9 protein-coding genes are annotated in these 12,139 nt (G+C 70.1%); 4 read left to right on the top strand and 5 right to left on the bottom strand.

Annotated elements, in window-relative coordinates:
• Positions 1-92 precede the first annotated feature (92 nt).
• Positions 93-1,709, top strand: coding sequence for a methionine--tRNA ligase (gene metG, locus R2E43_RS19485; protein ID WP_093456509.1), 1,617 nt, complete (start codon positions 93-95; stop codon positions 1,707-1,709).
• Positions 1,710-1,809: 100 nt separating this feature from the next.
• Complete coding sequence (locus R2E43_RS19480) at positions 1,810-2,175, top strand: PH domain-containing protein (RefSeq protein ID WP_003975148.1); 366 nt, start codon at positions 1,810-1,812, stop codon at positions 2,173-2,175.
• Positions 2,176-2,397: 222 nt separating this feature from the next.
• On the opposite strand, the gene R2E43_RS19475 is transcribed toward R2E43_RS19480, so the two are convergent.
• Together R2E43_RS19475 and aspS are read right to left on the bottom strand one after the other, a co-directional pair.
• Positions 2,398-3,171: a glycosyltransferase family 2 protein gene (locus R2E43_RS19475; protein WP_003975147.1), complete on the bottom strand. Its 774-nt coding sequence runs from the start codon at positions 3,169-3,171 to the stop codon at positions 2,398-2,400.
• Positions 3,172-3,269: 98 nt separating this feature from the next.
• Positions 3,270-5,033, bottom strand: coding sequence for an aspartate--tRNA ligase (gene aspS / locus R2E43_RS19470; protein WP_030863363.1), 1,764 nt, complete (start codon positions 5,031-5,033; stop codon positions 3,270-3,272).
• 217 nt (positions 5,034-5,250) lie between these two features.
• Here aspS and R2E43_RS19465 point away from each other — a divergent pair, with 217 nt between their 5' ends.
• Entirely contained in the window at positions 5,251-7,419 is a 2,169-nt protein-coding gene (locus R2E43_RS19465) for a SpoIIE family protein phosphatase (protein WP_332056405.1), read from the top strand.
• Here R2E43_RS19465 and R2E43_RS19460 read toward each other — a convergent pair.
• The 3 genes from R2E43_RS19460 to R2E43_RS19450 all read right to left on the bottom strand — a co-directional run bounded on the left by R2E43_RS19460 (position 7,347) and on the right by R2E43_RS19450 (position 10,069).
• Positions 7,347-8,435, bottom strand: coding sequence for an AI-2E family transporter (locus tag R2E43_RS19460; protein WP_003975144.1), 1,089 nt, complete (start codon positions 8,433-8,435; stop codon positions 7,347-7,349). The genes R2E43_RS19465 and R2E43_RS19460 overlap by 73 nt on opposite strands.
• 65 nt (positions 8,436-8,500) lie before the next feature.
• Positions 8,501-9,478: a pirin family protein gene (locus tag R2E43_RS19455; RefSeq protein WP_003975143.1), complete on the bottom strand. Its 978-nt coding sequence runs from the start codon at positions 9,476-9,478 to the stop codon at positions 8,501-8,503.
• 120 nt (positions 9,479-9,598) lie between these two features.
• Positions 9,599-10,069: an SseB family protein gene (locus R2E43_RS19450; RefSeq protein WP_003975142.1), complete on the bottom strand. Its 471-nt coding sequence runs from the start codon at positions 10,067-10,069 to the stop codon at positions 9,599-9,601.
• Between the two features lie 148 nt (positions 10,070-10,217).
• Here R2E43_RS19450 and R2E43_RS19445 point away from each other — a divergent pair, with 148 nt between their 5' ends.
• Positions 10,218-12,044, top strand: coding sequence for an acyl-CoA dehydrogenase (locus R2E43_RS19445; RefSeq protein WP_030863368.1), 1,827 nt, complete (start codon positions 10,218-10,220; stop codon positions 12,042-12,044).
• The last annotated feature ends 95 nt before the right edge of the window (positions 12,045-12,139 follow it).

The following is a 12,139-nucleotide window of genomic DNA, read 5'->3' as shown; positions in this document are numbered from 1 at the left end:
GACCCCTCGGGGGGTGGACGAAGGGGAAGCCCTCCGTCCCCCCCCCGAAACGCGTGTGAGTCGATCTCCGCGGGCCCAGTAGGATTTCGACCATGGCGGCCACTGGAACCGAGAAGCAGGGGGCGAAGGCGTACTACGTCTCGACCCCCATCTACTACGTCAACGACGCTCCTCACCTGGGCCACGCCTATACGACCGTCGCAGGCGACGTGCTCACCCGCTGGCACCGCCAGCGCGGCGAGAAGGTGTGGTACCTCACCGGCACGGACGAGCACGGTCAGAAGATCATGCGCACGGCCGAGGCGAACGGGGTCACCCCGCAGGCCTGGGCCGACAAGCTCGTCACGGAGTCCTGGAAGCCCCTGTGGGAGCACCTCGACATCGCGAACGACGACTTCATCCGCACCACGCAGAAGCGGCACACCGACCGCGTCCAGGAGTTCGTGCAGGACCTGTACGACAAGGGCGAGATCTACAAGGGCGGCTACGAGGGCCCGTACTGCGTGGGCTGCGAGGAGTACAAGCTCCCCGGCGAGCTGCTCGACGGCGAGGGCGAGTACGCGGGCCAGAAGCTGTGCCCGATCCACAAGAAGCCGGTGGAGATCCTCAGCGAGGAGAACTACTTCTTCAAGCTCAGCGAGTACAGCGAGAAGCTGCTCGCCCACTACGAGGCCAACCCGGGCTTCGTCCAGCCCGAGTCCGCGCGCAACGAGGTCGTGAACTTCGTCCGCCAGGGCCTCCAGGACCTCTCCATCTCCCGCTCGACCTTCGACTGGGGCGTGCCGGTCCCCTGGGACGACAAGCACGTCATCTACGTGTGGGTCGATGCCCTGCTGAACTACGCCACGGCGGTCGGCTACAACGAGAACCCGGAGAAGTTCGAGTCGACGTTCCCCGCCGACGTGCACCTGGTCGGCAAGGACATCCTCCGCTTCCACGCGATCATCTGGCCGGCGATGCTGATGGCGCAGGGTCTGCCCCTGCCGGGGAAGATCGCCGCGAACGGCTGGCTGATGGTCGGCGGCGAGAAGATGTCGAAGTCCAACCTGACCGGCATCAAGCCGCAGGACCTGACCACGCACTTCGGTGTGGACGCCTACCGCTGGTACTTCCTGCGCGCGATCGCCTTCGGCCAGGACGGCTCGTTCTCCTGGGAGGACTTCTCCGCCCGCTACACCAGCGAGCTGGCCAACGACTACGGCAACCTCGCCTCCCGCGTGGCGGCCATGGTCGGCAAGTACTTCGGCGGCGAGCTGCCGGCCGCGACGGCCGACGGCGACGCGGAGCAGGCCATCCACGACGGCCTGACCAAGGCCGTGGCCGAGGCCGACCGGAAGATCGGCGAGGAGCTGGACTTCCAGGGCGGCATCCTGGCGGTCTTCGACTTCGTCAAGCAGGTCAACGGCTACATCACCGAGCAGGAGCCCTGGAAGGTCGCGAAGGACGATTCGCCGGAGGGGAAGGCGCGCCTGGCGACGATCCTCTACACGGCCGCGGAAGCACTCCGCGCCGTGGCGGTCCTCCTGAACCCGATCATGCCGGACACCTCCCAGAAGCTCTGGGACTCCCTCGGCGCCGAGCCCTCCCTGGGCGCCCTCGCGGACCAGCAGGTCCAGGACGCGGCGGACTGGGGCCGGCTGCCCGCCGGTGCCACGGTCACCAAGGGCGCGGTGCTCTTCCCGCGTCTCGAGGAGAAGCCGGCCGCGTAACGCGCTCGCTACAGCGGAGGCCCGGGAGAGGCAGAAGCTTCTCCCGGGCCTCCGCGTTTGCGAAGATCGTACAAACAGCCGGCTCACGTGGGGGGAAACCATGGCACTCTTCGGCAACGCGCACAGCATCGACCCGGCCCAGGCACAGCAGGAGTACGCGCGCCTGCTCGGCCAGGGCGAGCAGGTCCACGCGGCCTACCTGCTGATCCGCGACACCATCCTGTTCACCGACCGGCGGCTGATCCTGGTCGACAAGCAGGGCATCACCGGCAAGAAGACCGAGTACCACTCGATCCCGTACCGCAGCATCACGCACTTCGCGGTCGAGACGGCCGGCCACTTCGACCTCGACGCCGAACTGAAGATCTGGCTCTCCGGCTCCCAGACCCCCGTCCAGAAGACCTTCACCAAGGGCGTCGACATCTACGAGGTCCAGGCGATCCTGACCCAGTTCGTGGCCCGGTAGGGCCCGCGCGGGCCAGGGCCTGTCCGGCGGATCAGGTCGCAGGAAATCCACGGCGCCTCATTGTCGCTGGTGAGCGAGGTCTGGTGCGTGCAGCTGCAAGGCGGAGGAGGGCGACAACCCCGCGCGAGCGCAGTCGAGCGTGGGGGGAGTCGGCAACCGACGACAACGCCGCAGACGGGCGTGCCAGGCCCCGCGTCCACGGCATGATCCGCCGGCCAGGCCCTAGATGCGCGAGTTGCGCAGCGACTGCCACACGGCGCCGGCCAGCGCCCGCGTCGCCCGCGGGACCGACAGGTTTTCGTGCTCGCGGTACAGGGCCCAGTTGTACTCCACGAGCGAGAGCTTGTTGGAGGACAGCGATCCCGCCTGATGGGCCCTGTACACCGCGAGCGGCTCGGCCAGCCCCCGGGCGTCGGCGCCGTCCCGCATGATCGACAGCCACAGGGCGTAGTCCTGGCGCTTGCGCATCTCCGGCATCAGCCTCGTGCCCAGGACGTTGCGGTCGTACATGGCGGTGAGAGCACCGATGTGGTCCTGGACCAGCATCGCGCGGTAGTCCACGTGCTCCCGCGCGCGGATCACCCGGCCGTTGGGGACCCAGTCGGTGCTCTCGCCGTCGTGGTCGGCGTCCATCTTGAAGTACGAGGTGAACGTCAGGGGCGCGGTGCCCTCCGCGGCGAAGGCGAGCTGCTTCTCGGTCTTCTCCGGCAGCCACATGTCGTCCGAGTCGAGGAAGGCGACGTAGTCCCCGCGGGCCCGCTCGATGGCGAGGTTGCGGGCCCGGCCCGCGCCGCCCCGCTCCGGCGAGGAGCGGGGCAGGACGCGCTCGTCCTGGGCGGCGAACTCGCGCAGCAGGTCCATGGAGCCGTCGGAGGACTGGTCGTCGGTGACCAGCAGCTCCAGATCGCCGTGGGTCTGCGTGAGCACCGACCGGACGGCTGCGCCGAGGGTGGCCGCCGAGTTGTACACGGGCATCACGACGGACACCAGGGGCACGGCACTTCTCCTTCGTGGTTCGAGAACGGCGGATCGTAACCGGCGGATCGCAACCGGCGGATCGGGAACGACGGTCGCTGCGGTGCGGCCGCCGCGGCCTACTTCGGCTGCGGCTTGCGCACCGTCAGGTGCAGCTCCCTCAGCCGGCTCTCGTCCAGCTCGGTCGGGGCGCCCATCATCAGGTCCTGGGCGTTGCCGTTGAGCGGGAAGGCGATGGTCTCGCGGATGTTGGGCTCGTCGGCCAGCAGCATGACGATGCGGTCGACGCCCGGGGCGATGCCACCGTGCGGCGGGGCGCCGAAGCGGAAGGCGCGCAGCATGCCGGCGAACTCGCGCTCGACGGTCTCGGCGTCGTAGCCCGCGATCTCGAAGGCCTTGAGCATGATCTCCGGCTCGTGGTTCCGGATGGCGCCGGAGGACAGCTCGACGCCGTTGCAGACGATGTCGTACTGCCAGGCGAGGATGTCCAGCGGGTCCTGGTTCTCCAGGGCGTCCATGCCGCCCTGCGGCATCGAGAAGGGGTTGTGGGAGAAGTCGATCTTCCCCGTCTCCTCGTCCTTCTCGTACATCGGGAAGTCGACGATCCAGCAGAAGCGGAAGACGTTCTCCTCGAAGTGGCCGGCGCGCTTGGCGGCCTCGACGCGGACCGCGCCCATGATCTTGGAGACCTCGTCGAACTCGCCCGCGCCGAAGAACACCGCGTGGCCGGGGGCCAGCGAGAGCCGCTTGGTCAGTTCCGCGACGTTCTCCTCGGTGAGGAACTTCGCGATCGGGCCGGACAGCTTGCCGTCCTCGCCGACGCGGACCCAGGCCAGGCCCTTGGCACCCTGCGAGACGGCGTAGTCGCCGAGCTGGTCGAAGAACTTGCGGGGCTGGCCCGAGACGTCCGGGACGGGCAGCGCGCGCACGTGCTTGCCGGCGAAGGCCTTGAACTCCGAGCCCTCGAAGACGTCGGTGATGTCGACCAGCTCCAGCTGGGCGCGCAGGTCGGGCTTGTCGGAGCCGTACTTCAGCATCGCCTCGCGGAACGGGATCCGCGGGAACGGCGAGGTCACGTGGCGGCCGTTGCCGAACTCCTCGAACAGCTCGGTCATGAGCTGCTCGATCGGGCGGAAGACGTCCTCCTGCTCGACGAAGCTCATCTCGACGTCGAGCTGGTAGAACTCGCCCGGCGAGCGGTCGGCGCGGGCGTCCTCGTCGCGGAAGCAGGGCGCGATCTGGAAGTACCGGTCGAAGCCCGAGATCATCAGCAGCTGCTTGAACTGCTGCGGCGCCTGCGGCAGGGCGTAGAAGCGGCCCGCGTGCAGGCGGGAGGGCACGACGAAGTCGCGGGCGCCCTCGGGGGAGGTGGCGGTGAGGATGGGCGTCGCCATCTCGTTGAAGCCGAGGGCGACCATCTTGCTGCGGATCGAGGAGATGACCGACGTGCGCAGCATGATGTTGCGGTGCATGCGCTCGCGGCGCAGGTCCAGGAAGCGGTACTCGAGCCGCCGCTCCTCGTTGACCCCGTCCTCGGTGTTGATGGTGAAGGGCAGCGGCTGGGCGGCGCCGAGCAGCTCGACCTCGCCCACCTCGACCTCGACCTCGCCGGTGGGCAGGTCGGGGTTGATGTTGTCGGCGCCGCGGGAGACGACCTTGCCGTCGACCCGAACGGTCGATTCCTTGGTGAGCTTGTCCAGCGCCTCGTACGCCTCGGTGCCCGGACGGGCGACGAGCTGCGTGATGCCGTAGTGATCGCGCAGATCGATGAAGAGGATGCCGCCCAGGTCGCGCCGATTGTGCAGCCAGCCACTCAGTCGGACGTCGGTGCCGACGTCAGAGGAGCGGAGCTCGCCGCAGGTGTGGGACCTGTACCGATGCATCGTCGTTCATCCAGCCTTCGCGGATCGGGGATGGTGTTTCGCGTTTCACGTGAAACAACCCCAGCGTACCGGGCGGCCACGGCTGCCTTCTTCCCGATTGACGCGTCCCGGGGCCGCCACGAGCCCGCCACGGACCCGCTCCCGGCCCGCTCCCGGCCCGCTCCGCCGCCCCGGCGAGCGGTGGCAGCGTCCGACGACCTCTTCTTAAAGTGGGGCAATGCGCACTGGTGAGCCCCTGCCCGAGGTGGGGGACGTCCTTGCCGCCCTCGCGACCGGACTGTGGCACTGGGACACCGCCACGGGTGAGGTCACGGTGGACGGAGAGGCCGCCCGCCTGCTCGGCCTGCCCGCCGGACCGGCGACCCTCACCGAGGCGCAGGTGAGGGCCCGGCTGCATCCGGTGGACTGGAACGAGATCACCGGGGTGGTCCAGCTCGCCGTCGCCGAGGGCACTCTCGCCGAGGTGCGGATCCGGATCATGGACGAGCGCGGCCATGTCGTCCGGGTCGTACGCAGCCGCTCCAAGCCCTCCTTCGACACCGTGCGCAAGGCGTACGTGCTGACCGGCACCCTCCAGGAGGTCGCCGAGCCGAGGCCGGGGACCCCCGCGGGGCGCAGCGCGGTCACCGGCGAGTGGCGGCGTTCGCGGGAGGCCTTCCTGCTGGACGCGGGCCGGGCACTGGCCGAGGCGCGGTCCACCGAGGAGGTGCTGCGGGTCGCGGCGGGGCTGTCGATGCCGGGGTTCTCCCCGGACGGGCTCGCGGTGTTCGGGGTCTCGGGGGACCGCCTCACCGTGATCGGGCACCACGGGCAGCCGGAGAACGAGGCCAACCCGTTCGTGGACATGTCCCTGGAGACCGACTACCCGGCCGCCGAAGTGGTCCGTACCGGCCGCGCGGTCTATCTCTCCTCCCCGCAGCAGTACCGGTCCCGCTACCCCATGACGTGGTCGCTCGCCGAGCGCTTCGGCCGCCGCTCCTGGGCCTACCTGCCGCTGACCGTGGCGGGCCGGACGATGGGCGCCTGGATGGCCGCCTTCGCCTACCCGGTCGCGTTCACGCCGGACGAGCGCTCGGTGCTGACCACGGTGGCACGGATGCTCGCCCAGGCCCTGTCCCGGGCCGGCGCCGCGGAGAACCAGCGGGAGCTGGCCGAGGGGCTGCAACGCTCGATGCTGCCCATGCTCGGCCCGGAGATCCCCGGCATGGACATCGCCGCCCGCTACGTCCCCACCGGCGGCGGCCTCCAGGTCGGCGGCGACTGGTACGACATGATCCCGCTGCCCGGGGGCCGCTTCGCCCTGGTGATCGGGGACGTCCAGGGCCACGACGTGCGGGCGGCCGGGCTGATGGGGCAGCTGCGCATCGCCCTGCGCGCCTACGCCTCCGAGGGGCACCGTCCCGACGCGGTGCTCGCCCGTGCCTCCCACTTCTTCCACGGCCTCGCCACGGCCGAGGACGACCCCGGCGACCTGCGCTTCGCGACCTGCTACTACGCCGAGGTCGACCCCGCCACCGGCACCGTGGAGAGCGCCCGCGCGGGACACCTGGACCCGGTGGTGCGGATGGCGGACGGGACGGCGCTGATCCTCGCCACGGCGGGCGGGCTGCCGCTGGGCATCGACCCGGACACCGACTACCCGACGACGCGGCTCGCCCTGGAACCCGGGGACACCCTGATGCTGTGCACGGACGGCCTGGTCGAGACCGGCGGCCACGATCTGCAGAGCGGCTGGCACCGCCTGCGGGTGATCCTGGAGGAGCACGTCGGCGGTCTGGAGGAGCTGGCCGACGCGCTGGTCCAGGCCGTGCACGGCCCCTCCTCGCACCACACCGTCGGCCCGCTGGCCGACCGCCGGGAGGACGACATCGCGCTGTTGCTGCTGTGCCGGCAGGGCGAAGGCTGCGGCTGCGGCGAATCCACCGCGACCCGGGCGCCGGTGCGCCGCACGATGCTGACGGTCGCCCAGGCCGAGCCGGCCCGGATCGCCACCGCCCGGCAGCATCTGCGCGACCTGCTGCACGACTGGCCGGGCGAGGAGCAGCGCGACGCGGCGGTGCTCCTGCTCTCCGAGATGCTGACGAACGTCCTGGTCCACACCGACACCGACGCCCTGCTCGTCGCCGAGGTGGCCGGGGAGCCGGGCGAGCGGCGGATCCGGGTGGAGGTCACCGACAACGGCGACGATCTGCCGCACAAGCGCAGGCCGGGCGAGATGGCGTCCTCCGGACGCGGGCTGATGCTGGTCGAGCTGCTCGCGGACGCGTGGGGCGTCGCCCCGCGCGGCGAGGGCAAGAGCATCTGGTACGAGCTCTACGAGTCCGCGGCCCCGGTCGACGGTGCCGGTCCCGCGTCCGGCCCGGAGGCGGCCGTCGAGACCCCGTAACGCGCTTGCAGCTCGTGCACGACCCCGAACGCCGCCGCGGTCAGCGGCACGGCCAGGAGCATCCCCAGGATGCCCGCCACCGACGCGCCCGCGGTGAGCGCCAGCAGCACGACGGCCGGGTGCATCTGGACGGTACGGCTCTGGATCATCGGCTGGAGCACGTGTCCCTCCAGCACCTGCACGGCCAGCACCACGCCGAGGGCCCACAGCGCGATGACGAACCCCCGGTCGGCCAGCGCCACCAGCACGGCGACGGCCCCGGAGATGAACGCGCCGAGATAGGGGATGTAGGCGCCGACGAAGACCAGCGCCCCGAGCCCGACCGCGCCGGGGACGCGCAGGACGAGCAGGCCGACGGTGATGCAGAACGCGTCGATGAGGGCGATCAGAGTCGTCCCCCGCATGAAGCCCTCGACGGCCCCGAAGGCCCGCCGGGCCACGGCCTCGACCGTGTCGGCGCCGCCGGGCGGGGCGAGGGCGCGCACCGTGGTGACGGCGCGGTCGGAGTCGCGCAGGAAGAAGAAGACGAGCAGCAGGGCGAGCACGGCCATGGCGATCATCTCGCCGACGACGCTGATCCCGGTCACCACGCCGGAGGCGGCCGTACCGCCGAACTTGCCCAGCAGCTCGCGCGCGTTGGAGGCCAGGTCGTCCAGCGAGGTGCCCGCCGCACCGAAGTGGTCGGCGATGCCCTGGGCCGCGTCCCGCAGCGAGGTGACGATCTGGTCGCCGGTCTCGACGAGCGCGGAGACCACGATGTACACCGCCCCGCCGACCACGGCCAGCACGGCCGCGCAGGTCAGCCCGGCGGCCAGCGACCGCTGCACATGGGCCTTCACCAGCCGCGCGTGCAGCGGCCTGAGCAGCGCGGTGCCGAGCAGCGCGAGCAGCGCCGGAGTCACCGCGGTGCGGAACTCGACGCAGAGCCGGATCGCGACGTAGACGACACCGCTGGCGAGCAGGATGACGGCGCACCAGGCGGCGAACCGGCGCACCGGACCGGGGAGCAGCTGCACGCCCCCACCCGATCACGCACCGGGCGGGCTGTCCTGCGCGGACGGCCCGCCCGGGTGAGGCGCTGTCAGGCCCCGGGGCCCTCGCCCGACATGCCGTGCACCGCCGGGACGGTGCCGAGGCGCCCCTTCTGGAAGTCCTCGAAGGCCTGCATCAGCTCGTCCTTGGTGTTCATCACGAACGGGCCGTAGTGGGCCATCGGCTCCCGGATCGGCCGGCCGCCGAGCAGCACGACCTCCAGGTCCGGGGTGTGCGCGTCCTGCTTCTCGTCCGCGCGGACGGTCAGCGAGCCCCCGGCGCCGAAGACGGCGGTCTGCCCGAGGTGCACCGGACGCCGCTCGGCACCCACGGACCCGCGTCCGGCCATGACGTAGGCGAGGCCGTTGAAGTCCTCCCGCCAGGGCAGGGTGACCTCGGCGCCCGGCGCCAGCGTGGCGTGGACCATCGTGATCGGCGTGTGCGTGATGCCGGGGCCGTCGTGCCCGTCCAGCTCACCGGCGATGACGCGCAGCAGCGCGCCGCCGTCGGGGGAGGTGAGCAGCTGGACGCTGCCACTGCGGATGTCCTGGTAGCGCGGGGCCATCATCTTGTCCTTGGCCGGCAGGTTCACCCACAGCTGGAGCCCGTGGAAGAGACCGCCCGACATCACCAGTTGCTCCGGCGGCGCCTCGATGTGCAGCAGCCCCGAGCCCGCCGTCATCCACTGGGTGTCGCCGTTGGTGATGGTGCCGCCGCCACCGTTGGAGTCCTGGTGGTCGAAGATCCCGTCGACGATGTAGGTCACGGTCTCGAAGCCGCGGTGCGGGTGCCAGGGCGTGCCCTTGGGCTCCCCGGGCGCGTACTCCACCTCACCCATCTGGTCCATCATGATGAACGGGTCGAGGTGGCGGTAGTTGATCCCGGCGAACGCGCGGCGCACCGGGAAGCCCTCGCCCTCGAAACCGCTGGGCGCGGTGGTCACGGTGAGCACGGGACGTGCGACGGCGTCGGCGGGTGCGGATACGCGGGGCAGCGTCAGCGGGTTCTCGACGGTCACGGCGGGCATGTCGACCTCCTCGGGCGGCGTGCGCCCCACTTTAGTTGAGCATTGAACTTCTTGCCACCTGGAACCACGAAAGCCCGGAGGTCATTCCCTCCGGGCTCACGGGCATCCGTTCGGCGGCGTCTAGCCGTACATGCGCCGCATGGCGAAATCGACCATCTGTTCGACGGCTTTGGCGTCGAACACCATCCGGTGCTCGCCCTCCATGTCCAGGACGAAGCCGTAGCCGGTCGGCAGCAGGTCGATCACCTCCGCCCCGGTGATCACGAAGTACTTCGACTCCTTGCCCGCGTACCGGCGCAGCTCCTTCAGGCCGGTGAACATCGGGATCACGGGCTGCTGGGTGTTGTGCAGCGCGAGGAAGCCGGGGTTGTCGCCGCGCGGGCAGTAGACCTTCGAGGTCGCGAAGATCTGCTGGAAGTCCTCGGCGGACATCTGGCCGGTGGTGAAGGCGCGCACCGCGTCCGCGAGCGAGGGCGGGGACGGCTCGGGGTACAGCGGCGGCTGCTGCCCGTACCCGCCGCCCATCGGCTGCTGCGGGGGCGGGGCGTACTGCTGCTGCTGTTGGCCCGCGGTCTGGTCGTAGCCGTACATGCAGCACAGAGTAACGAGTAACGAGTCACAGATGGGCGGCCCGGGGTTGCTTCTTATTACCGACGGGTAGCATCATCGTAGCTACCAGTTGGTACGTGTACGGATGCGAGGAGCGAGTGCCTCGCCGATCTCTCAAGGGAGCGTCGCCATGGGGCACTACAAGCCGAATCTCCGGGACATCGAGTTCAACCTCTTCGAGGTGCTCGGCCGCGACAAGGTCTACGGCACGGGCCCGTTCGCGGAGATGGACACCGACACCGCCAAGAGCGTGCTGGAGGAGCTGACCCGCCTCTCCGAGAACGAGCTGGCCGAGTCCTTCGCCGACGCCGACCGCAACCCGCCGGTCTTCGACCCGGAGACCAACACCGCGCCGGTCCCGGCCTCCTTCAAGAAGAGCTACCAGGCCTTCATGGCCTCCGAGTACTGGCGGCTCGGCCTGCCCGAGGAGATCGGCGGCACCACCTCGCCGCGCTCCCTGATCTGGGCCTACGCGGAGCTGATCCTCGGCGCCAACCCGGCCGTGTGGATGTACTCCTCGGGCCCGGCGTTCGCCGGCATCCTCTTCGAGGAGGGCAACGAGGTCCAGAAGCACATCGCCTCGATCGCCGTCGAGAAGCAGTGGGGCTCCACCATGGTCCTCACCGAGCCGGACGCCGGTTCGGACGTCGGCGCCGGCCGCACCAAGGCCGTCGAGCAGGCCGACGGCTCCTGGCACATCGAGGGCGTCAAGCGCTTCATCACGTCCGGCGAGCACGACATGTCGGAGAACATCCTCCACTACGTCCTCGCCCGCCCCGAGGGCGCCGGACCCGGCACCAAGGGCCTGTCCCTCTTCCTGGTCCCGAAGTACGAGTTCGACTTCGAGACCGGCGAGCTGGGCGAGCGCAACGGCGTCTACGCGACCAACGTCGAGCACAAGATGGGCCTGAAGGCCTCCAACACCTGCGAGATGACCTTCGGCGACCGCCACCCCGCCAAGGGCTGGCTGATCGGCGACAAGCACGACGGCATCCGCCAGATGTTCCGCATCATCGAGTTCGCCCGCATGATGGTCGGCACGAAGGCGATCTCCACCCTCTCCACGGGCTACCTCAACGCCCTGGAGTACGCCAAGGAGCGCGTCCAGGGCCCCGACCTGGCCAACTTCATGGACAAGGCGGCCCCCAAGGTCACCATCACGCACCACCCGGACGTGCGCCGCTCCCTGATGACGCAGAAGGCGTACGCCGAGGGCATGCGCGCGCTCGTGATGTACACCGCCTCCGTCCAGGACGAGATCCAGGTCAAGGAGGCGAACGGCGAGGACGCCTCGGCCGAGCACGCCCTCAACGACCTGCTCCTGCCCGTCGTCAAGGGCTACGGCTCGGAGAAGGCCTACGAGCAGCTCGCCCAGTCGCTCCAGACCTTCGGCGGCTCCGGGTTCCTCCAGGAGTACCCGATCGAGCAGTACATCCGCGACGCCAAGATCGACACCCTGTACGAGGGCACCACGGCGATCCAGGGCCAGGACTTCTTCTTCCGGAAGATCGTCCGCAACCAGGGCACCGCGCTGAACTCGCTCGCCGAGGACATCAAGAAGTTCCTCGCGCTCGCCACCGGCGGCGAGGAGCTGTCCGGCGCCCGCGAGCACCTGGCCAAGGCCGCCGTCGAGCTGGAGGCCATCGTCGGCCTGATGCTCACCGACCTCGCGGCCACCGAGCAGGACGTCAAGAACATCTACAAGGTGGGCCTCAACACCACCCGCCTGCTACAGGCCTCCGGCGACGTGATCGTCGGCTACCTGCTCCTCAAGGGCGCGGCGATCGCCGCCGAGAAGCTGCCGACCGCCTCCGCCAAGGACAAGGCCTTCTACACCGGCAAGATCGCCGCCGCGAAGTTCTTCGCCGCGAACGTCCTGCCCGGCCTGACCCTGGCCCGCAAGGTCGCCCAGGGCGTCGAGCTGGACCTGATGGAGCTGGACGAGGCGGCGTTCTAGGACGGGCCCCGCGCCGGAAGCCCGTTGCGCACACCTCCACGAGGGCCCGCTCCCGCCGGTCGGGAAGCGGGCCCTCGCACGTCGTTAAGGTGAAC

It is taken from the genome of Streptomyces violaceoruber (assembly GCF_033406955.1).
Lineage (GTDB): Bacteria > Actinomycetota > Actinomycetes > Streptomycetales > Streptomycetaceae > Streptomyces > Streptomyces violaceoruber.
Note: the sequence above shows the minus strand (reverse complement) of the source record. Positions and strands in the feature narration are given on the sequence as shown.

Bases quoted from the DNA above. Each gene is read 5' to 3' on its own strand.
- R2E43_RS19445 (WP_030863368.1), top strand. From the start codon at position 10,218: ATGGGGCACTACAAGCCGAATCTCCGGGACATCGAGTTCAACCTCTTC.
- R2E43_RS19455 (WP_003975143.1), bottom strand. From the start codon at position 9,478: ATGCCCGCCGTGACCGTCGAGAACCCGCTGACGCTGCCCCGCGTATCC.
- aspS (WP_030863363.1), bottom strand. From the start codon at position 5,033: ATGCATCGGTACAGGTCCCACACCTGCGGCGAGCTCCGCTCCTCTGAC.
- R2E43_RS19450 (WP_003975142.1), bottom strand. From the start codon at position 10,069: ATGTACGGCTACGACCAGACCGCGGGCCAACAGCAGCAGCAGTACGCC.
- R2E43_RS19480 (WP_003975148.1), top strand. From the start codon at position 1,810: ATGGCACTCTTCGGCAACGCGCACAGCATCGACCCGGCCCAGGCACAG.
- metG (WP_093456509.1), top strand. From the start codon at position 93: ATGGCGGCCACTGGAACCGAGAAGCAGGGGGCGAAGGCGTACTACGTC.
- R2E43_RS19465 (WP_332056405.1), top strand. From the start codon at position 5,251: ATGCGCACTGGTGAGCCCCTGCCCGAGGTGGGGGACGTCCTTGCCGCC.